General features: G+C 42.4%; 19 protein-coding genes. 10 read left to right on the top strand and 9 right to left on the bottom strand.

Annotation, left to right across the window (positions count from 1 at the left end; translation table 11 throughout):
* The first annotated feature begins 122 nt into the window (after window positions 1-122).
* The gene (locus FD723_RS03470) at window positions 123-749 is read left to right on the top strand and encodes a Uma2 family endonuclease (protein WP_179064101.1); all 627 of its coding nucleotides are present in this window, start codon (window positions 123-125) and stop codon (window positions 747-749) included.
* Between the two features lie 11 nt (window positions 750-760).
* On the opposite strand, the gene FD723_RS03465 is transcribed toward FD723_RS03470, so the two are convergent.
* The 4 genes from FD723_RS03465 to FD723_RS03450 form a co-directional block, all read right to left on the bottom strand.
* Window positions 761-1,684, bottom strand: coding sequence for a tetratricopeptide repeat protein (locus FD723_RS03465; protein WP_179064100.1), 924 nt, complete (start codon window positions 1,682-1,684; stop codon window positions 761-763).
* A gap of 170 nt (window positions 1,685-1,854) precedes the next feature.
* Window positions 1,855-2,190, bottom strand: a complete 336-nt coding sequence (gene petJ / locus FD723_RS03460; protein ID WP_179069019.1) for a cytochrome c6 PetJ — start codon at window positions 2,188-2,190, stop codon at window positions 1,855-1,857.
* Window positions 2,191-2,542: 352 nt separating this feature from the next.
* On the bottom strand, window positions 2,543-3,037 hold the full coding sequence (locus FD723_RS03455; protein ID WP_179069018.1) for a GNAT family N-acetyltransferase: 495 nt from the start codon (window positions 3,035-3,037) through the stop codon (window positions 2,543-2,545).
* A 153-nt stretch (window positions 3,038-3,190) separates the two neighbouring features.
* The gene (locus FD723_RS03450) at window positions 3,191-4,363 is read right to left on the bottom strand and encodes an RpoD/SigA family RNA polymerase sigma factor (RefSeq protein ID WP_179069017.1); all 1,173 of its coding nucleotides are present in this window, start codon (window positions 4,361-4,363) and stop codon (window positions 3,191-3,193) included.
* An 806-nt stretch (window positions 4,364-5,169) separates the two neighbouring features.
* On the opposite strand from FD723_RS03450, the gene priA reads away from it, so the two are divergent.
* The 3 genes from priA (at window position 5,170) to FD723_RS03435 (ending at window position 11,602) form a co-directional block, all read left to right on the top strand.
* Window positions 5,170-7,752: a primosomal protein N' gene (gene priA / locus FD723_RS03445; RefSeq protein WP_179064099.1), complete on the top strand. Its 2,583-nt coding sequence runs from the start codon at window positions 5,170-5,172 to the stop codon at window positions 7,750-7,752.
* Between the two features lie 945 nt (window positions 7,753-8,697).
* Window positions 8,698-9,018, top strand: a complete 321-nt coding sequence (locus tag FD723_RS03440; protein ID WP_179064098.1) for a hypothetical protein — start codon at window positions 8,698-8,700, stop codon at window positions 9,016-9,018.
* A 286-nt stretch (window positions 9,019-9,304) separates the two neighbouring features.
* Complete coding sequence (locus tag FD723_RS03435; RefSeq protein ID WP_218651786.1) at window positions 9,305-11,602, top strand: Ig-like domain-containing protein; 2,298 nt, start codon at window positions 9,305-9,307, stop codon at window positions 11,600-11,602.
* 207 nt (window positions 11,603-11,809) lie between these two features.
* Here the strand turns inward: FD723_RS03435 and FD723_RS03430 are convergent, their stop codons facing one another.
* Both FD723_RS03430 and FD723_RS03425 read right to left on the bottom strand, forming a co-directional pair.
* The gene (locus FD723_RS03430; RefSeq protein ID WP_179064097.1) at window positions 11,810-13,303 is read right to left on the bottom strand and encodes a cell wall metabolism sensor histidine kinase WalK; all 1,494 of its coding nucleotides are present in this window, start codon (window positions 13,301-13,303) and stop codon (window positions 11,810-11,812) included.
* On the bottom strand, window positions 13,300-13,983 hold the full coding sequence (locus FD723_RS03425) for a response regulator transcription factor (RefSeq protein WP_179064096.1): 684 nt from the start codon (window positions 13,981-13,983) through the stop codon (window positions 13,300-13,302). The genes FD723_RS03430 and FD723_RS03425 overlap by 4 nt, the downstream gene beginning before the upstream one ends.
* A gap of 301 nt (window positions 13,984-14,284) precedes the next feature.
* Here FD723_RS03425 and FD723_RS42410 point away from each other — a divergent pair, with 301 nt between their 5' ends.
* From FD723_RS42410 to psbA, 4 genes are all read left to right on the top strand, one after another.
* Window positions 14,285-15,406 (top strand): hypothetical protein, encoded by a 1,122-nt coding sequence (locus FD723_RS42410; protein WP_256875043.1) that lies wholly within the window; start codon window positions 14,285-14,287, stop codon window positions 15,404-15,406.
* A 758-nt stretch (window positions 15,407-16,164) separates the two neighbouring features.
* Window positions 16,165-16,593, top strand: coding sequence for a hypothetical protein (locus FD723_RS03415; protein ID WP_179064095.1), 429 nt, complete (start codon window positions 16,165-16,167; stop codon window positions 16,591-16,593).
* Between the two features lie 193 nt (window positions 16,594-16,786).
* On the top strand, window positions 16,787-17,137 hold the full coding sequence (locus FD723_RS03410; RefSeq protein WP_179064094.1) for a histidine triad nucleotide-binding protein: 351 nt from the start codon (window positions 16,787-16,789) through the stop codon (window positions 17,135-17,137).
* A 175-nt stretch (window positions 17,138-17,312) separates the two neighbouring features.
* A complete protein-coding gene (psbA, locus tag FD723_RS03405; RefSeq protein WP_179063885.1) occupies window positions 17,313-18,395 on the top strand; it encodes a photosystem II q(b) protein in 1,083 nt (360 codons plus the stop codon).
* A gap of 193 nt (window positions 18,396-18,588) precedes the next feature.
* Here psbA and FD723_RS03400 read toward each other — a convergent pair whose 3' ends face one another.
* Window positions 18,589-19,269 carry a RibD family protein gene (locus FD723_RS03400; protein WP_179064093.1) on the bottom strand — a complete coding sequence of 227 codons (681 nt, stop codon included), beginning with the start codon at window positions 19,267-19,269 and terminating at the stop codon, window positions 18,589-18,591.
* Between the two features lie 184 nt (window positions 19,270-19,453).
* On the opposite strand from FD723_RS03400, the gene FD723_RS03395 reads away from it, so the two are divergent.
* Entirely contained in the window at window positions 19,454-20,635 is a 1,182-nt protein-coding gene (locus FD723_RS03395) for a phosphotransferase (RefSeq protein ID WP_179064092.1), read from the top strand.
* A gap of 136 nt (window positions 20,636-20,771) precedes the next feature.
* On the opposite strand, the gene FD723_RS03390 is transcribed toward FD723_RS03395, so the two are convergent.
* Complete coding sequence (locus tag FD723_RS03390; protein ID WP_179064091.1) at window positions 20,772-22,028, bottom strand: aliphatic sulfonate ABC transporter substrate-binding protein; 1,257 nt, start codon at window positions 22,026-22,028, stop codon at window positions 20,772-20,774.
* A 230-nt stretch (window positions 22,029-22,258) separates the two neighbouring features.
* On the opposite strand from FD723_RS03390, the gene FD723_RS03385 reads away from it, so the two are divergent.
* Window positions 22,259-22,927: a cadmium resistance transporter gene (locus tag FD723_RS03385; protein ID WP_179064090.1), complete on the top strand. Its 669-nt coding sequence runs from the start codon at window positions 22,259-22,261 to the stop codon at window positions 22,925-22,927.
* Window positions 22,928-24,162: 1,235 nt separating this feature from the next.
* Here FD723_RS03385 and FD723_RS03380 read toward each other — a convergent pair.
* Window positions 24,163-25,815, bottom strand: coding sequence for a Ppx/GppA phosphatase family protein (locus FD723_RS03380; RefSeq protein WP_179064089.1), 1,653 nt, complete (start codon window positions 25,813-25,815; stop codon window positions 24,163-24,165).
* Window positions 25,816-25,847 lie beyond the last annotated feature (32 nt).

The raw sequence follows: 25,847 nt of genomic DNA, 5'->3' as shown, positions 1-25,847 counted from the left end.
GAAAGGGCTGTGGGTTAGGTTTGTATTGAACTATACTGAGAAGCGCTAAATGTAACAATTACGAATTACGTTAGCATTGAGAAAAATAGACGCTTCACAAACACAATAGAAGACAATAATTTATGATTCAAGCCCTACGCAAACTAGTTACATTCGATGAATTCGTTGCTAAATATCCTGACAACACAGGAAAACGTTATGAATTGCATGATGGAGTAATTGTAGAGATGCCGCAACCTACAGGCTACCATGAACAGATTATAGTATTTTTACTCCAGAAATTTATTCTAGAATATACTCGCATCAGCCTACCCTATGGCATCCCAAAAACAGTATTAGTAAAGCCGCTTGAAAGTGAATCGGCTTACTCACCAGATGTGCTGATATTAAATCTCCCTAATTTGGTAAACGAACCTCTGTGGAAGAAAGAATCTACTGTAAGCCAAGCGGAATCAATACCCTTAGTAGTTGAGGTAGTAAGTAGCAATTGGCGTGATGATTATTTAAAAAAAGCTGCTGACTATGAGGCTGTAGGCATCCCAGAATACTGGATTGTAGACTATGCTGCTTTAGGCGGTAGGCGATTTATTGGCAACCCTAAACAACCAACTTTCTCGCTTTACACTTTAATTGAGGGAGAATACCAAGTCAGTCAGTTTCGAGGTAGCGATCGCATTATCTCACCTCTTTTCCCAGAATTGAACTTAACCGCCGAACAGATTTTTCAAGCTGGTGGATACCCTGTATAGTACTAAAAATCTTATAAAAGAGCGATTTCCGTTGCAAAGGAGATTTTTTGTCGCAGATTCTTCAGTAAATCTAGAGTTTTTTCGTAGGCAACTCTCTTTCCTTGATTTTCAAAGTACTCAGATGCTTTTTGTAAATCAGCGATCGCAGCTAAATGATATCCTAAGCGATACTGAGCTACTCCCCGATTAACGTAAGCCTGGGCATTACTGGGGTTAAGTCTGATTACTTGAGAAAAATCACGCACTGCACCAAAGTCATCTCCGTTTCGTCCGCAAGCACAAGCTCGGTTAAAGTACGCTCTATAATCGTTAGCATTGAGGCGAATTGCTAAACTAAAGTCGAGCATCGCAGCTTGGATATCTTGCAAGACAAAATGCGCTAAACCTCGGTCATTATAGATATCTGCAAGCAATAAGCTACTGATTCGAGGAATTTGAGTTAGGGCTAAATTAAAGTCAAGAATTGCCTCTGAGTCTTTCCCATCACCAGCACGGGCTAGTCCTCGGTTGTAGTAAGCTCGAAAATCGTAGGGTTTAAGTGCGATCGCTTGGTTATGATCGACAATGGCAGTAGGATAATCCCCTTGTCTGTAGTGTGCTACTCCTCGGTTTAGATAAGCCTCAAAGTTATCCGGTGCAAAATTTATGGCTTGCGTACAATCTGCGATCGCTTGATGGTAATCTTGTAGTTGGAGATAAGCAAGACAGCGATCGCTATAAGCCACAGCTAAATCTTTTTCAAGTGCAATTGCCTGGTTGAAATTCTCTATTGCTTCCTGATAATCACCTCGCCGCATCTTATCTACACCCAACTCTAAGAAACCACCCGCTGTAATTTGGGTAATTAAAATGGGTGCAGAATGTGCAGGTAAAGTTAAAAAAGTCAGAGGTAAAGCGATAATTATACTGAAGAATAATCGCCAGAAATTACTCATAATACCAAATTAGGATAGGTAGTATTGTTTGATATTTTTGGAACAGTCTTTTTGTAAAGACTCTTAAGCCAAAATTGGTATAAGCATCCTATTTGATCATTTCAGTAGTAACAAAATTAGCGAGGACAAAAAGCCCCGCTAATTGTTAAATTTTTAAGTTAGATTTTAGTCTACTTCCACCCCTTATCTGCTTGTGAAAGCACATAAGCAGCTACATTTTCAATTTGTTCAGGCTTCAAACGTTTGCCGAAGGCAGGCATAGCATTTTTACCGTTTGTAACTTGGGCAATAATTGCCTCTGTTGAGTACAAACCATACTTTTCCAAAGCCTCCTTCTTTAAGTTTTTGGCAGCTTGAACCAAATTCTTTCCTCCCGCATGACAAGAAGCACAATTGGCACTAAATACTTTAGCTCCACTAGCAGCATCCCCTGCCAAAGCTGGACTACTGAAGGCAAAGGTGAAGATTGCTATGCCTAACAGCATGACTGTAATCATTTTTTTCATTTCGTGTTCCCTCTGCAATAACGGCTTATTCGGTGCAATATCCTCCATAATTGTCAGTTGAGCCGCTACCATAGTCAAACGACAGGCTGTCAAACTTCGCTTTATTAAATAAAATTTTTAGTTTTTGAATCTTTGAGGTTTTTTAGATTTAGGGTTGTTAGTAAAGAGTAATCTCTTAGGAGAAGATGCCTCTTGACAAAACACTACATTTAGAATAAAGCGATATTAAATTATTCGTATTTTTCGTATTTATATAATTTTGAATATTTTATCAAAAAATAATCAAAATTTAAGGATGAAATATTTAAGATGAAATTTTTTTTATTCATCTTTTATACTTCATCCTTTATTTTTATTTTATCGCTCCTAAGTGAATCAGCGCATCTTCTGTAACGCGACAAATTCGCCAATCATCTAATATAGATGCTCCCATACTCCGGTAAAATGCTTGGGCTGACTCGTTCCAATCCAAGACACTCCACTCTAATCGGCCACAATCACGTTCTACAGCTATTTGAGCTACTTTAGTCAGGAGAGCCTTACCAATACCTTGCCTGCGATATTCTGGTAAAACAAATAAATCTTCCAGATAAATTCCTGGCTTAGTCAGAAATGTTGAATAATTATGAAAAAACAGCGCAAAACCAACAGCTTGACCCGCAGATTCCGCTAAGATTGCCTCTACATATCTCCGTGAACCAAATAAATGCTCCTGAAGTGCTAGAGCATTGCCAGTAACAGCGTGAGATAATTTTTCATACTCTGCAAGTCCTTCAATTAATTTAAACAGTACGCTGTAATCGGCTGGTTCGGCAAAACGCACAATCAAATTATTACCCGGAGTCATTAGTCTATAGTCCATAGTTGATAGTCCATAGTCTATAGGTAACTGGGCAATTTTTTTGAATATTGACTAAATAAGAGCCGAAAAAAGCTACAAAACGCCTGATTTTTGAGAATTGCAAAACTAATTAGCTTAGGTATTGCATCAGTAATGTAATTAAACCAACCAACCTTTTAAGCGTTTAGCTATGTGAGGACGGCGCAATTTCCGCATGGCTTTGCTTTGAATTTGACGCACTCGCTCACGAGAAAGATTGAACATATTGCCAACTTCTTCTAAAGTGCAGGGTTCGCTGGTTGTCAAACCATAGCGCAGAGAAATCACATCTTTCTCTCGTGGAGTTAACACGTCACCCAAGACTTCCCAAATCTCCTGACGCATCATGTTTTCATTCATTTTTGCTTCTGGAGACAAGTTGTCTTCATCTTCTAGCAAATCCATCAATTCTGTGTCTTCTTCTTTACCGACACGATGGTTGAGAGAAAGTGCTTGTCGCCGTAGTTGTTGTAGCTGGCGTAGTTGTTGTACACTCATTTCCAAAGCTTCTGCCATTTCAGCTTCAGTGGGATTACGAGACAGTTTTTGTTTGAGTTCCCGTTGAGCTTTTTTCAGCTTGTTCAGCTTTTCAACAATATGTATAGGTAGCCGAATTGTCCGTGCATCGTTAGCTATAGCTCTGGTAATTGCTTGTCTAATCCACCAATAAGCGTAAGTAGAAAACTTATATCCTTTATCGGGATCAAACTTTTCGGTAGCACGATTTAAACCCATTGCTCCTTCCTGAATTAAATCCAGAAAAGGCACTCCTCGATTTAGGTATCGCTTGGCAATAGATACTACCAATCTTAAGTTTGAGCGAATCATTTTGCGTTTCGCTACTCTCCCTTGATACAAGCGACTTTCTAATTGCTTTTCTGTCATTTCTAGCTCGGAAGCTACTTCTAGTTTGCTGGCTTCACGTTCCAGTCTTAACTCTAAAGCCGCTTGTATTTCTCTGACTTCTTCTAGAAATCTGACTCGCCGCGCTAATTCTACTTCTTCATCAGCTTTTAAGAGCGGATAACGCGCCATTTCTTTAAAAAATGCGCCAACAGCATCATCATGTTCGGTTTTGTTGTATCCCGAAGGACGAGCCGCCGCCATTTCATCTCCATCGCGTTCGTCTGATTCCTGATTTTCTACTACAATTGGAGACTCTTCTTCTGCTACTGCATTTAAACTATCGAGTGATGGTTCTTCAATATCAGCAGCATTCTCCATTATTTCCATTTTTCCTAATTCAACAATATTCATAGTTTCCTTTAGGGATTGTTGCTTTATTTGGTACAGAATTTAGTTACACCTACTCTTTTGAGGCTTGGTAGTTTTCCCTAATGGACGATGCACCCCTTTAGATAGCGAAATACAGGCTGATGCTAATTTATCTACAGAAATAAAAATCGGCATCTACTTAGCACATATAGGTTACAGTTATATACAACCTATAGCGAAACTTACCTTAGCACCCAAAAAAACATTTCTTCTCAGATTCCCGACAGATATATTCTTCATTTTTTTCTGAATTATCAAATATGTCAAATCCCCCTCAAACTTTCTCAACCTTAACAAATATAAAAATCTCAGTTAATCATTCAATTTTCTTAAACTTTCATATATTTTTCTAAATATTTTTAATATCTTAAGTGCTAGATGTCACTAGATAAGAGAAAAACTTACTACTCAATTTATGTATTACCAATTTGATTTAAAAGTGCCTACAGGAGACAAATTACAGGAATGGCAGATTAATTTTGGTAGGATGTTACCTTGTATAAAAGCATCTCATAAGCAGATAAAGTTGAATATCTACCGATAGGCGGAAAAAGGCTACTCCATATTTAGTAGATAGAGCAACTGTTGCAGTAATAGCCGACATGCTTTTATTTGTATAGTGGGCACCAAATATTTATTGCATGTATAGTTGATACGAATTTGTCTAGTAGATTACATAAGAGGAAAATTATCAAGTATTATGAAGAATAACAGTATTGAGAAATACCATTTAAATTTAAGAAAAAGAAAAATCAGAGCTGAGTGAGCGAGGTTGATTTTAACCAGCTAGGTGAGGAAAATATCTAAAGATAAAGTCAACAAGTATGTATATTAATGAAATAAATTTATCTCCTCTAGTGGTGGCCCAAGCAGGTGAATCATACCAGTCAGGTGCAAATCTGAATCGGTGGGTTGAAGTATTAGTAGATTGTCCAGGAAGTACAGGACTATTTACTTATCGATTGCCAGCCCAGTTAGAAATCAAACCAGGGGATATTTTGAGCGTGCCATTTGGGGCACAACAATTAGGAGCGATCGCTATTCGGTTACTGGCACAACCAAATATCGATTTACCACCAGAAAAAATCCGGGAAGTAGAAGATATAGTCAGCGTTGGATTTTTCCCAAGTGCTTATTGGGAATTACTCAACCGAGTAGCTGCATATTACTATACGCCGCTGATTCAAGTAATCCGGGTTGCTCTGCCACCAGGGTTGCTGGGGCGATCGCAGCGTCGTATCCGCCTGGTTGGAGGGAGAGAGGCAGGGGGCAGGGGGCAGAGGGCAGGGGGAAGTGGTTATTTGCTGGGATCTGCCGATCCTTTGGCTTTTTTGACTCCGACGGCGCGGCAAGTTTGGGAACTTTTGCAAGGGCAGCCGGCGGGGGACTACAGTTTTGTTTACCTTCAGCAAAAAGTCAAATCTGCTTATCGGGGAATTCGGGAATTATTACGATTTGGTTTAGTAGAAAGCTACTTAGAACCACCGCGATTGACTCGACCAAAGTTGCAAAAAGCAGTCACGCTCACAGGTACAATTGACCAAGAGTTAACTACTCGCCAACGAGAGATTTTAGAAGTGCTGCGGCGACAGGGTGGGGAGTTATGGCAAAATGAATTACTGCAAATTTGCAATGCTAGTTCCTCTATTCTCAAAACTTTGACACAAAAAGGTTACATCGTTGTTGAAGAACGGGAAGTATTGCGAACAGAACAAGGCCCAACATTAGTAGGTGATGGTGCTAAATCTTTAACTACAGCCCAAGCTAGCGCCTTAGCGACAATCCAGACACTAGATGGATTTGCTCAAGTTTTATTGCATGGGGTGACAGGTTCAGGAAAAACCGAAGTATATTTGCAAGCGATCGCACCTCTCCTCAACCAAGGTAAATCTGCTCTAGTTTTAGTCCCAGAAATTGGACTTACACCCCAGCTAACCGATCGTTTTCGTGCCCGTTTTGGTAATAAAGTCAGCGTCTATCACAGCGCCCTCTCCGATGGTGAACGTTACGATACTTGGCGGCTTATGCTCACAGGAGAACCCCAAGTTGTCATTGGGACTCGTAGCGCTGTTTTTGCCCCTTTACCCAACTTGGGTTTAATTATTTTAGATGAAGAACACGACAGCAGCTTTAAACAAGATTCCCCCATACCCACCTACCACGCCCGCACCGTTGCCCAATGGCGAGCCGAATTAGAAAATTGCCCCTTGGTGTTGGGTTCTGCTACGCCTTCGTTGGAGAGTTGGGTAAGTATGCAGGGGGCAGGGGGCAGGGGGCAGGGGGCAGGGGGAGAATTCATAACTCCTAACTCTTCACTCGGCACTCATTATTTAAGTTTGCCTGAGCGCATCAACTCTCGCCCTTTACCGCCAGTGGAAATCGTCGATATGCGGCAAGAGTTGCAGCAGGGAAATCGTTCTATATTTAGTAGATCGCTGCAAGCAGCTTTGCAAGAGTTGCAAGAAAGAAAACAACAGGGAATTTTATTTATTCATCGCCGGGGACACAGTACTTTTGTCTCTTGCCGTAGTTGCGGATATGTGTTGGAATGTCCGCATTGTGATGTGTCGCTGGCATATCACCACACCGAAGAAAAAGCGCCAGAATTATTGCGGTGTCATTATTGTAATTATGCGCGATCGCACCCCAAATTTTGCCCTGATTGTAGTTCCCCTTACCTGAAATTTTTCGGTAGCGGTACTCAACGAGTCACACAAGAATTAGCGCGACAGTTTCCAGAGTTGCGCTTGATTCGTTTTGATAGCGATACCACCCGCAACAAAGGCTCACATCGTACCCTACTCACGCAGTTTGCCAACGGCGAAGCAGATTTGTTAGTTGGTACGCAAATGCTCACCAAGGGTTTGGATTTACCACAGGTGACACTTGTGGGCGTTGTCGCCGCCGATGGACTGCTAAATTTATCAGATTATCGTGCCAGCGAACGGGCATTTCAAACCTTGACTCAAGTCGCTGGGCGTGCCGGGAGAGGCGAAGATCCGGGTAGAGTGATTGTGCAGACTTATACTACAGAGCATCAGGTAATTGCAGCAGTGCGATCGCACGATTACCAGTCTTTCTCTCAAGCTGAGTTAGAACAACGCCAAGCACTTAATTATCCCCCTTATGGGCGGTTAATTTTGTTGCGCTTAAGTAGTCTCGACCCGATTCAAGTGCAAAATACGGCGCAAATTATTGCTACAACCTTGAGTACAGAAGAAGAATTTGAAATATTAGGCCCAGCACCAGCAAGTATTTTACGAGTAGCTAATCGTTATCGCTGGCAGATATTGATTAAATTTGACCCCGATGCCTTACCAAAGTTGCCAGATTGGGAAGAAGTGCGATCGCTTTGTCCTTCGTCTGTGAGTTTAACCATTGATGTAGATCCAATTAATATTATGTGATCAAAAACTACTACAAGAGCAATAATCTGCCCTTAGATAGATGAAATGAATCGCAGTATCATCTATCAATAGGAAAAAGCTAAACTTCTTGCTTAATTAATACAATTCAAGCATAAATCAAACGCTTGTAAATACTCGATTTCAAACATCTGGTTGTTATTCTGTTCCTTATAAGACCAATTAGAGCAAGCTGTGAAAGCTTTTTGGCTAGAGGTTACACAGTTATCAAAATCAATCCAGGTTTTTTAGTGAATGCTTTATTAAGCAATTTAATGCTGCTGTCAAAGCATTTAAAACTAGATCGCACTCAAGAGCCTATTTCATAAAAACAATCAAGCACTGCATGAACAGCAGGCATACTTGCCTTGGATGTTCAACTGTTTTACTCCGCCACATCAGCATGGGAGGGCTTTATTGGCGTTGTAGCTGTTGCCGTCAGGAGATGCCAGTTTTTTGAAGAAGAATTCGGAATCAAGATGCTCACGGACTCGCTACCACTGTGCTATCAGTGGGAGATACCTTGCGGAAAGTGAGTGACAGACTTAGTACTGATTGTTCGTGCTTGTTATGTCACCTAGTTAAGACCACCAAATTTTCTTATTTTATGGGGGTATTAAACCCAGTTATTTATTCGCTAGTCGTACAAAATCACAGCACTTTGCAAGTAAGAAATAAGAATTAAGTAACATACAATTTATGTCCCTGGTTTACCTCACCCTCAATCGCTTTCTTAGTTTGCACATTGAGATCGCAGGGGTGCAGGGGGCAAGGGAGAGGGTTTGCAGCTTTTATTAGCATGAAAATGATGCAATTTGAATGACGATTAGCTTACCTCACAACTCCCAATCTACTGTAATTCTGACTCCTGAATTCTGTTTTATAAACAAGACTAGGAAAATCAGAAGTAAATCCTAAGATTTTTCTTTTTAATTAGGTTGCTAAAAAATGTCGCACGCATTAATCAATTTAACATTGCCAATCGTCATTCAAGAAATAGATAATGTCTTGAATGAGTATCCTGAACATCCTTATCAATTAGCTTTTTCAATTCATGAATTGCGGCAAAAGCTAATTGCCCACATTTTAAGTCATGTCCCTAATCGCTATGTAGTCGAAGAGGTAGAGGAATCATCTAGACACCCTAACGTTTACTACTCTTTCCCTTTAAAGGAGCGGCTACATTTGGAAACGGTCGTTCACGGAAGTATTCTGCATATCCTACGTGAAAATGCTGATTGGCTAAGTCGCTATATTCCACATATTTGAAGTCAAGAGGCGGGCGAGTCAATGGATGCTTGTTTTTTTCCTAAACTTTTATAACCCCAATATTGTTCGGTTAAGACAAGAGACGCGATGAATCGCCGTCTCTATAAGGAATCTATCGATCAATTATTTATTGACAGACCACTAAGAGTATGCAGTTCATTTTTTCATGATTTTGTGTAAGTCCAGTCTAGTATACTTTGCGGCTTTTTAAATATTCTCTAAGAGTAACCAGAAAACCGATCAAAATAATGCTTTCCCTCAATCTTGCAGGTCATTACATTCGTTTTTGGCTAGTCAAAGATCGCCGGAATTAATCATTGCAGATACTTGGCCAATGTCAATGGGTTACTCGTATATCAACTACGACTACAACGGCAAGGCATGTATGATTTACAATATTAAACCCAAAATACTTTTATTAGTTACTGTTCAAGCAATTGCTTTTCAACCAAATAACGTTTCTGTACCATCTGGGTATATTAAAGACGTTGGTCAAGCTTACGATAATACTCGAGGTTTTGGTTGGGTGCGTGAAGATAGCTTAGGTAATACTACACCTACTCCCCTTGATATTCAACTTAATACACGCGATCGCAACCAAAGTGGCATCGATCAACGACTTAATAGACTGATTCATCTACAATATCCTGTTGCCTATTCGGGAGCAGCAGTGAAGATCCCTGCTGCTTGGGAATATGCTTTGTCTAATGGTTCGTACAATGTGACTGTTAGTGTCGGTGATGCTGGTAATGCTGTAGATAGTAACCACCAGATTAATATCGAGGGTACGCCTGCTATTGCTGGCTTTGTACCAACAGCAACCAAAAAGTTTACCGCAGTTACCCGAATTGTAAATGTTGCTGATGGCAAGCTGACAATTGATGCTAGAGGTGGTCAGAATACCAAACTTAATTATATTGCGATCGCACCAGGTAATCAGCCCTCAGTCAGAATAAGCAATCCCACTGATAGTCAAACAAATGTGTCGCCAGATATCTCGATTACCGCAGACGTAAATCTGCCTAACAGTGGGATTGCAGTTAATAGCATTTCTGCTTCAACCATCAAGCTGATCGATAGCAGCACTAATACACAAGTCAATGTCAATTACAACACTTCGGGCGGTGGAGATGTGATTGTATTGTCCCCGATAAATCGTCTGAAGAACAATACTAAATATTTTTTACAAATCACCGATGGAGTTAAAGATAGTAATGGTGTGGCATTCTTACCCTACAGCATCAGTTTCACAACAGGCATCTTCGTTAACCCAGTCAGCAATATTACTTTTGAGCAAGTTTCCCTAGCAAATGTACCTGCCAAACCTTACACCACAGTATTGATTGGGCCTGACAATAAACTCTATGCTGCTACCTTACTAGGTGAAATTTTGCGTTTCCCGATCAATGCTAATGGCACTTTGGGTACGCCACAAACAATTTCTTCATTGCAGACTGCAAATGGTGGTAATCGAACTATCATTGGTATGCACTTTGCTCCTTCATCAACAAATGCAAGCAACTTAATTCTATGGGTAACAAACAACTACTATTGGAATTCAACTGTTGACGCGCCAGAGTGGACTGGTAAAATTACTCGATTGAGCGGTATCAACTTAGAGACAGTACAAGACTATGTGGTTGATTTACCGCGATCGAGCCGAGATCATCTAACCAACAGCATTGAGTTTAAGCCCAGTGAGCCAAATGTGCTGTATGTGTTGCAGGGTAGTAATAGTAGTACGGGCGCTCCAAACACAGCCTGGAGTAACCGTCCTGAACGGTTGTTAACTGGTGCTGTATTACGAGTTGACCTGTCCAAAATTACCTCACCTCCTTTGAGCGTTAAAACGGAGGATGGAGGTACTTATAACCCATTTGGTCTCGGAGCAGCTGTAACTATCTTTGCTAGCGGTGTACGTAATGCCTACGATCTGGTTTGGCACACCAATGGTCAGTTATATGTGCCAATGAATGGTTCAGCAGCAGGTGGCAATACGCCAAATACACCTATTCCCCTACCTCTTGCCTGCCAAAACCGGATTGATAAAGCTACTAATGGGATTTATACGAGTCCATCTGTACCTGGACTTAGCAGTATAGGTACGCAGCGAGACTTTTTGTTTCGCGTTGTTAAAAATGGTTATTATGGTCATCCCAATCCTAAGCGTTGTGAGTGGGTGTTGAGTGGAGGAAATCCCACCGCTGGTATAGATCCAGTTCAGATAAATGAATATCCTGTTGGTACTTTACCTGACCGAAATTGGAAGGGTATTGCCTTCGATTTTGGAGAGCATTTTTCACCAAATGGTGTCATTGAATATCGTAGTAATGTTTTAGGTGGTCAGCTGCAAGGTAAACTGCTGGTGACACGCTTCAGTGCTGGGAAAGACATCATTGTGCTAACACCAGGCGGTGCAAACTTGGATATTGTCAATTTCCAAACGGGTATTACTGGCTTCACTGGTTTTAACCCAAGTCCATTGGATTTGGTTGAGAATCCTGCCAATGGAAATCTCTATGTGGCACAACTCAGTCAAGAGACGAGTATAGGCAAAATTACACTTCTGCGTCCACTTCATTAATATCAGCAATGAATGGCACTAATAAAAGCCGAAAGGCATGTGTCACCTCGTTCCCAGAGGCTCTGCCTCTGTCTGATCAAGCCACTGGAGGCAGAGCCTCTCAAAATCGGTTCCCAGCCTTTAGGCTAGGAACCAGTCATTCTAAGGGCTGTGTCTTAATTTTATATCAGTACCGTAGGCAAAGCCCGCCGCAGGCATAGCTCAATTTTATAACTTCAATGGTAAAGTCAGGGTGAATGCTGTTTGACCTAAAGGTGTTGAGTCAAGGGTGAGATCGCCACGATGGGCGCGGGCAATTTCGCGGGATAGGCTGAGTCCTAGTCCGATTCCTTCTATTTTGCGGTTACGTGAGGGATCGCCGCGATAGAAGCGGTCAAAAATGCGATCGCATTCGTTCGCTGGAATATCTTGGGATGCGTTGACAATGGTTACATTAAGGGTTGCTGGAGTTTGATGAGCGCGAATTTTGATCCAGCCGTCGGGAAGATTGTATTTGATGGCATTACTGAACAGGTTTTGCAAAACTTGAATTAAAAGATCGCGATCGCCTTTTACCCACAGTCCATCAGTGAAGTCAGTTTGCACAGTCAACTGGGGAGCTAGCATTTCCATATCTTCTAGCATTTCCATGAGCAACTCAGACATATCTACCTCAACCAAATACAAGCTCATTTTTCCTGCATCTGCCAGAGATAGCAACAAGAGTTTCCGCATAATTCCACTCAGGCGGCGCACCTCATCCAACAGGTTGCTTAAGCGCTGTTGTACTTCACTACCAGAATCAACCTGCTGTAGTGTTCGTTCGAGTTCGCCTTGTAAAATAGTTAGTGGGGTTTTTAGTTCATGAGCCGCATCACCACTAAAGCGGGAAGCTTGAGTAAAACTGCGTTCCAAGCGTTCCAACATCAAGTTAAACACCTGAATCAGTTCGACAAATTCCACATCAGTTGTTCCAATGGGAATCCGCTGATCTAAGCCTTTGACAGTCACCTGTTGAATTACACCCGTTAATTGACGGATGGGACGCAAAGCACCACCAGAAACTAACCATGCTCCCACTGCAACTAGCAACAGCGCTCCCGGAATTGAAACCAGAAAGATATTGCGAATGCTAGCCATTTCTTGATCGACGGCTTGTAAGCTAACGGCAATGGCAATCTGAGCATTGGGAAATTTAGTGGCCCCAATCCGCCAGACTGCTTTTGTCGTGTGTTCAGTGACAAGTTGAGGTGGACGTGGACGAATCGGCGGCGGCGGCTCGAAGGGTGGATTTGTATTGGGGGATAAAGGCGGTGGTTCTCTTTTCGGGGGTGCTGGTGTCAACTGGAGACGCGCCAGCAACAGACGATTCACTTCAAGATCGGCAGGTAAGGAGTTTGATTGATAAAGTATATTGCCGTTTGAATCAAGCACCAGAACGGCGACGGGAGTTTTGGTATTGGTTCCAAAAGTATAAGACAATGAATCTTTGTAAGATTGGCGATCGCCTGATTGGAAAAAACTTCCGGGAACGGGAGGTTCCTGTCGTTGAGGCGAGTTCGGAGTTACCCGCAGCAATTGATTTAATAGTTCTGCATCCAGACGGCTAATCTTAGCATTGTAAATCTGCAACCAGGAAATTGCACCAAATCCGACTAATGTGCTTCCAGCTAAAGCCGCAGACAACAGAGCAAGGCGGAGTCGAAAGGAATCAAGTTTCATGAGGAAGAATCTGGCTTGCGAAATCGGTATCCAACCCCTCGAATGCTTTCAATCCAGACTGCTTCATCAATGGGGTCAATTTTTTTACGAATTCGCTGAATACAAACATCCACAACGTTGGTGTTAGGGTTAAAGTCGTAACCCCAAACGTGTTCTAGAATTTGAGTCCGAGTGAAAACGCGTCCGGGAGAGCGCATCAGATATTCTAGAAGATTAAATTCGCGGCTGGTGAGTTCTATCGCCTGGTGATTGCAAGTGACTTCTCTGGTGATGCGATCGAGTTTAATCGGCCCAACGCCAAGTACATTTTGGCGTTCGCTCACACTCCGGCGCACAACGGCATGAATTCTAGCCACTAACTCTTCCACAAAAAACGGTTTAGCGATATAGTCATCGGCTCCCAAATTGAGTCCTTGCAAGCGATCGTCTAGTTCATTCCGAGCCGTCAACAAAATTACTGGAGTATTTCGACCTTGCCGCCGCAATAGTTTTAGAATCGATAGTCCATCTTTTCCCGGCATCATAATGTCGAGTAAAATCACATCATATTCGTTATCTAATGCTCGCAGATATCCTTCATCACCATTATCGCAGTAATCTACAACAAATCCCTGCTCCTTCAGCCCAGCCCGGACAAAGTTGGCAATTTTCGCTTCATCTTCGACAAATAGAACGTTCACAAGTATTTATGAGTTCATATATTATTCCATTCTAAATTCATTATTTTCTGTTTAAATTACAAAACTGTAATTTATAAAATAGACAAGCTGTAATTTTGAGGTGGCTCAATCCATAAATAAATTTAGTTGCTCTGTGAGCATTTTTCTTTTTCTTTCTTTTGCCTTTTAACTTTTTACTTTAGCCTTGTTCGGTGATATTGTCAGAGCATTCCTGACTAAAATTACAAAACTGTAATTCAAAAAGAGGTTAGGCTGTCATTTTGAGATGACTTAATTAGAAACATAAACTTTTGGAGATTTAATGATGAATATTCGTCGAGTTTTAGTAGTGACAGCAATTCCTGTTCTGGTTGGCACATTTGGTTTTATTTCACTCAATCAAGCAAATGCCGCTAATCAATTCGATCGCATAGCACAGGCGCAACAACCACCCAATCAACCATCAAATGAACAGCCGCGTCCACCTAGACCGGATTTTGCCGCCGCAGCCACAAAGTTAGGAGTCACTGAAGCACAGTTAAAAGCTGCCTTGGGATTTCCTGCTAATCCTCCAAATGCAGGCGATCGCAATCAACGTCCACCCAAACCGGATTTTGCCGCCGCAGCCACCAAGTTAGGAGTTACAGAAGCACAGTTAAAGGCTGCTTTAGGAGTTCCTGCTAATCCTCCAAATGCAGGCGATCGCAATCAACGTCCACCCAAACCGGATTTTGCCGCCGCAGCCACCAAGTTAGGAGTTACAGAAGCACAGTTAAAAGCTGCCTTGGGAGTTCCTGCTAATCCTCCAAATGCAGGCGATCGCAATCAACGTCCACTCAGACCTGATTTAAAAGCCGCAGCCACAAAGTTAGGAGTTACAGAAGCACAGTTAAAGGCTGCGTTAGGAGTTCCTGCGAATCCTCCGAATGCAGGCGATCGCAATCAACGTCCACTCAGACCGGATTTTGCCGCCGCAGCCACCAAGTTAGGAGTTACAGAAGCACAGTTAAAGGCTGCTTTAGGAGTTCCTGCTAATCCTCCAAATGCAGGCGATCGCAATCAACGTCCACTCAGACCTGATTTAAAAGCCGCAGCCACCAAGTTAGGAGTTACAGAAGCACAGTTAAAGGCTGCTTTAGGAGTTCCTGCTAATCCTCCAAATGCAGGCGATCGCAATCAACGTCCACTCAGACCTGATTTGAAAGCCGCAGCCGCAAAGTTAGGAGTCACTGAAGCACAGTTAAAGGCTGCGTTAGGAGTTCCTGCTAATCCTCCAAATGCAGGCGATCGCAATCAACGTCCACTCAGACCTGATTTGAAAGCCGCAGCCGCAAAGTTAGGAGTTACAGAACAACAGTTGATCGATGCACTAGGTATTCCACCTCATCCTCCTAGCGATGGTGTAACTTCTCCCCAAGAAAATCGCCCTAATCAACCAAAATAGCCGAACATTCTCTAGATTAAGGAGAAAATAAAATTATTCACCAATCGTAGTAGTAGCTAGCTTCTCTAAAATTGAGAAGCTAGTACAACACGGCGTAAATAAACCACCCATTCAAAATCGATGAAACGCTTACGCTGCATTCATTTTGAATTTTGAATTTTGTTAGCGCAGTGTTAGGGAGTCTGCGTACCCCTGCGGGGAAGCAAGCTACGCGCAGCGTCTCGTAAAGAGCGTCATTTTAAATTCCGCCTTGCAGTACTAGTGTCTTGTCTAGTTTCATCTGTCTTGTCTAGTTTCATCTCACTACATTTATAGATAGCCTGCGATCGCTCTTAACGTTCCAGAAAGGTAAACAGGCTTTAATCAATTAAGTCGATTTTAATAAGCAAACTGGGGTTTGCTTACTCATTTGCTGTAAATGCTTACTCATTTTGGTGTTTTCCGCAAGCAAACTGGGGTTTGCTTACTCATTTGCTGTAAATGCTTACTCATTTTGGTGTTTTCCGCAAGCAAACTGGGGTTTGCTTACTCATTTGCTGTAAATGCTTACTCATTTTGGTGTTTTCCGCAAGCAAACTGGAGTTTGCTTACTCATTTGCTGTAAATGCTTTCTGATTTAAGTAATTTCAGCACTCATGAGAGCGATCGCTATGTAGCAAAAACCATCGCAGATTTGCCGGAATTCTCTCAGGCTGTTCAATACTGAAGTTATTTAAGGTAAAGAATATCAACAGTACTGTATTACGAAGTGTAGTTTTATGGCTCGTAAAAAAAGAAGCTCTCCAATGTTACAAAAAGCAGTGCGTCGTGCCGCTGGTATGAACTCAATTGATCCAAATTTAGATGTGGGCAATGGACTTACCCTATCAGCTTTCTCAGCCCTCATTGAAACGATGCGAACTAAAGAAAATGCCTACAACACTGCCCTTTCCAACCTAGATAAGTTGTACTCTGAAATGCTCCAAACAGAAAGCGAGTTGGGAGATATGACAGAACACATGTTGATGGGAGTTGGTACTCGATATGGCAAAAGCAGTATAGAGTATGGCATGGCAGGAGGAGTGCCTAAGATCCAGCGTCATAAGAGACTACGAGGCAAGTCACCAACTACCATCTCGCAGCAACCATCATTTGTTGCTGACATTAGCAGCAACGGAAATGGCAAAAAATCAGCAGCGACAAGCTAAGATGTGCGCGATTATTCAAAATTTGTTAACAAACTTAATAGCCATCTTCAAAAATTAACTATACGTTGCTCAAAATCCTTCGTAGGCAGAACTCATGTAGACGCGGAGCGGCTTTCCGCAGGGTATTCTGCCTACATTATTTTTGCTCATCTGTCTAATATAAAATCTCTAAGAGATGAGTAGGTAAATTGGCATGAGTGAAACTACAGAAACGATTTTCAGCAAAATCATTAGTCGGGAAATTCCCGCTGATATTGTTTATGAGGATAATTTAGCCCTGGCATTCAAAGACATCCATCCTCAAGCACCAACTCATATCCTGGTCATTCCCAAAAAACCCCTGGCCACACTAGCTGATGCTGAATCTGAGGATCATGCTCTGTTGGGTCATCTTTTGTTAACCGTCAAACGTGTTGCAGAAGAAGCGGGACTGAAAAATGGTTATCGAGTTGTCATTAACACTGGTGATGACGGTGGTCAAACAGTCCATCATTTACATTTACATATTTTAGGAGGACGGCAGTTGGATTGGCCCCCTGGCTAATAAAACCAAATGAATTGCGTCTATAGACGCAATTCATCAGTAAAAGATATCACTGTCATAATCAATAGGTATGTAACATTTGTTTACAAATCTCCATTTTGCTTCTAATGTAATAGACATAGGTAAGCAAATTTGCTTATCAAAATTATAAATAAACAACCGCAATCATAAAACAATGACAACAACCTTACAACGTCGCGAAAGCGCCAACGTATGGGATCGATTCTGCGAATGGATCACCAGCACCAACAACCGGATTTACATCGGTTGGTTCGGCGTAGTCATGATCCCCACCCTGCTAGCAGCAACCGCTTGCTTCGTAATCGCCTTCATCGCCGCACCTCCAGTAGACATCGATGGTATCCGTGAACCAGTAGCAGGTTCCTTAATTTACGGAAACAACATCATCTCTGGTGCAGTAGTACCTTCCTCCAACGCCATCGGCTTGCACTTCTACCCAATTTGGGAAGCAGCTTCTCTAGATGAGTGGTTGTACAACGGCGGTCCTTACCAATTGGTAATCTTCCACTTCCTAATTGGCATATTCTGCTACATGGGTCGTGAATGGGAACTATCCTACCGCTTAGGTATGCGTCCTTGGATTGCGATCGCATATTCTGCTCCAGTAGCAGCAGCAAGTGCAGTCTTCTTGGTATACCCCATCGGACAAGGTTCATTCTCTGATGGTATGCCTTTGGGTATCTCAGGAACATTCAACTTCATGATCGTGTTCCAAGCAGAACACAACATCTTGATGCACCCCTTCCACCAACTCGGTGTAGCTGGTGTATTCGGCGGAAGTTTGTTCAGTGCAATGCACGGTTCTTTGGTAACTTCCTCCTTGGTTCGTGAAACAACCGAAACCGAATCACAAAACTACGGTTACAAATTCGGTCAAGAAGAAGAAACCTACAACATCGTTGCAGCCCACGGCTACTTCGGTCGGTTAATCTTCCAATACGCTTCCTTCAACAACAGCCGTTCACTGCACTTCTTCTTAGCAGCATGGCCTGTAATTGGTATCTGGTTCACCGCCTTGGGTGTCAGCACAATGGCGTTCAACTTGAACGGTTTCAACTTCAACCAATCAATCATTGACTCTGAAGGTCGTGTGATTGCAACTTGGGCAGATGTAATCAACCGCGCTAACTTGGGTATGGAAGTAATGCACGAGCGTAACGCTCACAACTTCCCTCTAGATTTAGCTGCTGGTGATGTTGCTCCTGTAGCTTTAACCGCTCCTGCTATCAACGGTTAATTCTGAAGTTTCGCTAAATAAGAAAGCGCTCTCCTGAAAAGGAGGGCGCTTTTTAGTATCAACAGTGAAAAAGCAGTGGAGCTTTTGCCCACGATCGCGTAGCGTCTTGTAGAGAGAGGCGAGATTTGTACCTTTACCCTGCACCCCTTGCCCTCTACCTCTGATCAAAATACTTAATTTTACCAGCGCTTTCTCACTTGAGTGTGCGGTAGTGTAAAAACAGCTCACTTCCAACCTGACGAGTTTCGATGAGTTGAAGATGAGGAGCCGCACTAGGAATAAAACCCTCTCCCTCTACTGGGCTAGGAGCGTGCTTTCCTCCATAAATGACTGGCCAAATAGTTAACCACCAATCGTCAATTCGTCCTGCTTGCAATAGAGCAGCTGTTAAAGAGCCGCCTCCTAAAGCAACAACTTTGTGAATACCCCGCTCCGCCATCAAGGTATAAGCCCGATCCCAGTCTAGGTTTGTATCTCCCAAATCAATTAATTCAGCCAGTTTGTGCAGGATTGTTGTATCAGAATTGCGCTCTAAACCAGTCCGTGTTGTGAATATCCATCGCTCAATATCCTGACTCAAAAAAGGCAAGTCTGGCGATAGGTCTAGGGAACCTGAGACAACACAGGTAATAGGCTGAGGAGACTGACCTCGAACCTCACGTGCTGCCAACAACTCAGGATTGCGAATTGAAAAAGTTCCTCCCTCAGCCCGAATTGTCCCTGCTCCTACTAGGACTAAATCGGCAAGAGAAACTTGATACTCCAGGTGTGCTTGATCGGCTACATCGGATTCACGAGGCGCTTTCGGATCTACGGCACTAATTTTTCCATCGGCCGTCATGGCAAGAACCACAGTTGTTTGGATAGCTGACATGATTACCTTTTAACGATTCTTTCTAATATTACCTTTTTGAATTCTTTGCTATGAATAGACTTCTTGCAGAAGTTGGGTAAGGATAAAGTACAGCTATTGTTATGTAAATAGACCACGCGATAGGGGCACAGCATTACTCATTGGTGTGTCCCTACGACTTAATCAATATCAAGTAATTGCCCCAATGAATTCATCTTCTGCACATCCGCTAATTGATGAGGCAATATTAACGACTGTTGTACATCGCATACTTGAGAGTACAACTGCTACGCTAGTTGAATGGCAAGCTAAAGCGATCGCTCATCATATTATTAATAACGTCACAGCTGGTTTGCAGCGTATCACTGGTATTGCTAACAATGGTAGCGAACAATTATCTTGGTCAGTAATTCTAAAAATTTTACACCTCCAACCAAAGAATGCTGGCTCTATTTTCAATTCTTCTCAAGACCCCACACACTGGAATTACTGGCAACGCGAGGCGCTGATATATACATCGGGAATCCTTGATAATTTGACTGGCGACTTAGTAGCCCCCCGTTGCTACGCGATTACAAAACCATCTGCCAATGTTATCTGGTTGTGGCTGGAAGATATTCAAGGCATTCCCGGTACTGCGTGGCCTCTAGAGCGCTTTGGTGTGGCGGCTCGTCACCTTGGTTATTTACAAGGAAGCTATGTAATAGCGCCATCATTGCCTTCTGAGCCTTGGCTGAGTCGTAACTGGCATCGAGTATGGGTGTCTAATATCGATCCTACTGCTTTAGAAGGTTGGCGAGAACCGGCTACATGGCAGCACCCACTTCTAAAAGAGATATTTTCCACAACAATAGCTGATCGCGTGCTGGATTTGTGGAGCGATCGCCAAATTCTCCTTGATGCTGTGGACAAAGCACCTCGTACACTCTGCCACTTTGATATTTCGCCCAACAATTTGTTTGCTCGGTATAACGCGCATGGCGATGACCAAACCGTTCTCATCGATTGGTCTTTTGTTGGCTATGGCGTTCTAGGAGAAGACATCGTAAATCTTGTGCTAGACAGCATTTTCTTGCTATTCGTCGATGGTTCATCACTGATACCGCTAGAAAAAATTGTGCTTGAGGGATACTTGGCGGGGTTGCGTTCGGCTGGGTGGAATGGGGATGAGCGTGTAGTACGCTTTACATATTCGGCGATCGCGGCAGTTCATTTTGGTTTAATAGCAGGGAGGTTGTTAAAGCTAGTACAAAACGAATCTCGTCACAGTTGGCTTGAGCAGCGCTTTGGGCGATCTTTTGACGAAATTATCACATCAAGAGCGATCGCTATTACCCATGCTTTAGAACTGGCAGATGAAGCCAGATTATTGCTTCGTTTTTTGTAAAATAATAAAGCCAAAACTTTTTTAAGACCTTGTTTTTAGCTTCTGGCTAGAAAGTATCAACCATAAATTGAAATGGTATGAAGGCTGTAATTACTCCAGGTTTCAAAATAGACGAGGTTAAGGTACAAAAATTGGATTAATAAGTCCAGTTTTGCTTAGTCTGCAAACTATAGGTTCCATCTTTCACATTTACCCGCTCAGGAATTAGATTTAAATCTCTAAATATATTTGCCTGATGTTGTAAAGCATTGAGCGATTGGTCGTCAATCGGGATGATAGCGCGTTCGCCACTATGTTTTTGTAAAAGTTCTACAATCGATGGATCGATTTCATGGTGTTTTGCCAATCGTTTAACAGCTTCTAATTCCTGTTTCTTAGCCCAAGTTCCAGCTTCGTTTACCTCTTCTAAAATCACCTTGAGTAAGTCGGGATAGTCGCGTACCAATTCGGGAATTGCATAGTAATAAGTGGGAACTTCCACGGAGGCTTTGTCACCAAATATGCTTTCTAGGTCTGTAATCGATCGCCCTGGGTAAGCGCTTCGGGCTTGAGTTGCTGTGTAGGGAACCCAAATCACCCAAGCATCAAGTTCACCTCGACGGAATCGGGGCAGCGCCTCCGGTTGGGTAAGATAAACTGGCTCGATGTCGTTAAAATCGAGGCCGACTTTTGCCAGCGATCGCACAAGTATATAATGTGCGCTTGAGCCTTTGTCAAAAGCGATCTTTTTACCCTTCAGGTCTGCTAGTGTCTGAATCGGCGAATCTTCCGGCACCAAAATTGCTTGACCTTTGGGAGCAGTATATTTTTCTTTAGCCACCCGCACAAATACATGATCTGCCGCTTGAGAGAAGATGCTGGCTGTACCACCGCCGCCGCAGAAATCAATTGTCCCATTGCTCAGTGCTTCTATCAGAGAAGAGGCTGATAAAAAACTCGTCCAGGTAATAATCAGCCCATAAGGTCGCAAACGGTTTTCCAGCAAGCCTTGATCGCGGAGAACTTCCAGATTTGTCATCCCCTCTGGATATCCAATTTTGAGTTGCTTGAGCCGCCGCGCTTGCTCTGCTAAGGGCGTGTTGCTAGATTGAGCAGAACGCTGAGAAAACCAGCGATCCAAAACTATACAGAAAATTATCCCCCCCATAAACAGTCCCACGGTTTCGATTAACTGGATTGTGGAGCTTTTGGATAGTTGGAACTGATTACCAGATTCAGAAGCAGCAATAGCATGACCGTCAAAAACTAGAGGTAAGACCAAAATCGAGACAAGTCCGATGGAAAATAAAACTGCAAACCTGTAGGTAGCCGATCTACGAGTGGCTGATCTGAGCGACCGTAAGATGTTTTGACCCGTGCATTTAGGCAGAAGGTCAATCAAACGGCTAATCATAATGACTCCTTTGAGAAATAGATAAATATAGGTGATGAAAATTGCCAGATGAATTGGAAATGGGGGATAAAGTCAAAGCACCACTTGATATGTATAAGCTACCAGATTTGCTCTGAGTTACACCTAATATGCGATACTCACATTATCATATCGATATTGTGGTAATTCTCTACAAAGGTTGAGCGATCGCTAGTTTCGGTTATCAGATAGGTGTTGAGTGAGGAATGGTGATGGATTGGTTAATTGCGACAATTAAAATCGGGCTAGCTACGGCTGTGGCAACAACGTTTGACGACAATATTTATCTGACTGCTTTTTTTAGCGAGGTTAATCGGACTTTTCGTCCTCAACATGTTGTAGTTGGTGAGATTCTGGGGTTCACGGCTTTAGTGATAGTAAGTTTAATTGGGTTCTTAGTGGGTCTAGCAATTCCTTCAACTTGGACTGGTCTACTAGGGATTTTACCGATACTCATTGGCCTGAACAATTTGCTCAACCTGAATAAGGATGATTCAGCCGAAGATAAGTCAGCCAATCTGAAAAGAAACTCTAAATTTCACGGATTTGATTCCAGAAAGCGATCGCTCTGGGATGTAATTCGCGATCCCCAGACTTATCGTGTCTCTGCGGTAACAATTTCCAACGGCGGCAACAATCTTGGGATCTATATCCCTCTGTTTGCCACTAGCTCAATCCAAAATCTTAGTGTAATCGTACCAGTTTGCTATTTTATTGTTTGCTGCTGGTTATTTATGTCCTACAATCTGACTCGTCTACCTGGTATCGCTTTGGTACTCAGCCGTTATGCTAGCAAGATTTTCCCCTTCGTGCTGATGTGGCTGGGTTTCAGAATTTTGATGGACAGCGAATCCTATCGGATTTTTTTACCGAACACTTGATATATTGCCGCTGAAAATGTATCACGAGTGTTTTAATTTGGCAGATTCCGATTAGAGGTAAGAAGGCTGTTATGTAGAAGACGGGCATAGCCAGCGATCGCTAAGAGAACGATCAATAATTGATAACAAAAAGATCGATGAGAGAATTGCAACAGAACTTGTGGAAAATACTGTTGTCCGCTTTTTAGATTAGGAATTAGTCCTGATAGTATTTCCCACTATTCTAAAGTCAGATTACTTGGCCTGCATTTCTCACAAGTTATAAATTCAGGGAGTGTGGGAAGCGATTGAGAATGGGTGCTTTAAGCGATCGCTTTATGCAGCCTAGCACCTCCCACACCTCCTACCCTATGAGTGAGAAATTCGGGTTGGGTACGATGGATTCATCGCTCTCATACTTCAGTGTTTTTTCTCATGACAGGATACCGTTATGTAGGCTTTCTTACTCAGACATCCTCTAATAAATGCTGTGGCACTACCAACGTATTTCTATCATTAATAAAGTAAAACTGTATGAGCATTCTCTATTGCATAAAACCGAACAATTGAGCCTGCTTTATTGAAATTTTATATAAGGATATCTAAGTTTTCCCGGCTTAGATATCCAATAGCAACATAACCTATATAAAATAGATTGTTAACTCTATTATAATTACTATTTTTTGTTTTTAAATGCGTCTTAAGTAAGTTATCAATTCATCCTTCAGTAGGATGTCAAAGTTAGATGGATATTTTAATAAAAAGTTTTATTCAAGGTGGTATTGTTTGCTTACTATACCACCTTGAACTGTTACTAGATAAATTTAATCTGATTTTTAGCTCAAGCTTTTATATTCAGCCTGAGTTTTCAAGCTAATGAATTATCACGAGAATAGAATACAAGCTATGGGACTCCTATTTGATTTAACAAGACTCACTACGTATCTATCCCTTTTTTTCTGTTTCCTGTTCCCTGTCCATGCAAGTAAATTCTCCGAATCAAAGCGGATTTCTATATGTTTAGGTGCGTTACACTGTGTTAACGCACACTATTGGTGTGACAAGCTTCAAATAGTTCATTAGAGGTAGATGTAGGTTAGGTGCAGCAGAGTGCAACCCAACATCTTGATTGATATATGTTGGCTTTGGAAAAGCCTCCAACCCCACTTGCTACAACGCTCTTAACCCGCGCAACGCAGTGGCTCCCCAACCTACAATTTTTTTGCAACAATTGAGTCTTGCCACACCACTACTTTCTAAGACAAGTTCGCAACACTAAACTTTTCTAAAGTCGCTACTAATTTCACTCCAAATTCTTCCTCAAACACTCCTTTTTTATAATCTAAACTCCAGAGTTCTAAAGCACAATCATCATCAGGTTGAGATGGGAAAATTAGCAAGTTGACCTGCCGGAGTTGTTGATAATACTCACATTGCACTTGAGCGATCGCACCAATTTGTCGTCTATCTAACGCCACTGCCAATCTTAAAATTGCACTTAATTGACTGACCATTTGTCGCTGGTGTTTAGTCAGCAAACTCTGGTAACTTTCATGTTTTTTCTTGGGCGGCGATTTGCGATGATAACGCGCTAAATTGGCAATGATTTCAATCTCGGTTTCTGTATAACCGAGTAATTCTCCATTGCGAATTAGATAGTAAGAGTGCTTATGGTGAGAGGAATGGCTGATATAGTGACCGCAATTGTGTAATATTGCTGCTGACCACAGCAATTGTCGCTCGTCAGATCCCCAGTGGTGTAGAGTACCTTGAGTTTGATCAAATAAACTCTCGGCAAATTTCGCCACGCGATCGCTGTATTCTAAATTGATGTGGTACTTATTAGCGAGTTTGAGAACATTTCGTTCCCGAACTGAACTTTGGTAGCGCAGCTTGTCTTCAATTAAACCGTGAGTTAGCATCCAGTCTACGATGACGCCCTCTCTCAGAGAACGCTCACAAACTGTTACCGACTCAGCACCCAAAAGGGTCATTGCTTCCTGTAATATGACTGCACCCGCGAGTATAACTTCAGCGCGCTTCTCTGGCATCCCTGGTATATCAGCCCTTTCAGAATTACTCAGTTTCCGCAAGCGATTTACTAACTCTTGCAAGTCTTTAAGACTAAACTGGTAGCCATTGAGAGTAGAAGGAATAACACCCGACTTTTCTCGTGCATGAATTATTGCCAGGGTTTCAATTGTGCCCGCAGTACCCACCAAACGCGGAGATTCCCCAAATTCTAGGTTTGCTAACAATTCTTCTACAGAACGTTCCAACATTCCGCGTGCATAAGCTTGGAGATACTGAAACTCGGTGTTACTGATGGGGTCAGTGGTAATTAACTCGCCAGTGAGTCGCACTGCACCAACTTTGGTACTGGTGAGAGTACGCGGTTGTTGACTATCGCCCAAAATCAATTCTGTGGAACCACCGCCAATGTCAATAATGGTATGAGGCTGGTTGTGAAATTCCATGCCCGATAGTACACCAAGATAGATTCGTCGCGCTTCTTCTTGACCAGATATCAAGTTAACGCTTAAACCTAACTCTGTTTCTATTTGGTGCAAAAAATCTTTCCCATTGGGGGCTTCTCGCACAGCACTAGTTGCCACCGCGATGATAGTTTCAGCGTTGATAGTTTTGGCAACTTCTTGGAAACGTCCACAAGCCGCGATCGCCTTTTTAATTATCTCCGGTTTGAGTTCCCCAGTAGTGAGATCGCGATCGCCAAGTCTGACAGTTTCTTTTTCTCTGGCAATAATGCTGAAAGCTGGTAGTGTGGGGTCAATCTTGACTACTACCATGTGTAGAGAATTCGTTCCCAAGTCAATGGCAGCAATAATCCGATGTTGCTTAGATGGTTGAGTTGGAACACTCTCCCAGCTAGCCGAAACTAAATTCAGCATCTAGTTTTCTCTCTTTCTTAAGAAATGATGGC

Origin of the sequence: Nostoc sp. C052 (genome assembly GCF_013393905.1) — a bacterium.
GTDB lineage: Bacteria > Cyanobacteriota > Cyanobacteriia > Cyanobacteriales > Nostocaceae > Nostoc.
Note: the sequence above shows the minus strand (reverse complement) of the source record. Positions and strands in the feature narration are given on the sequence as shown.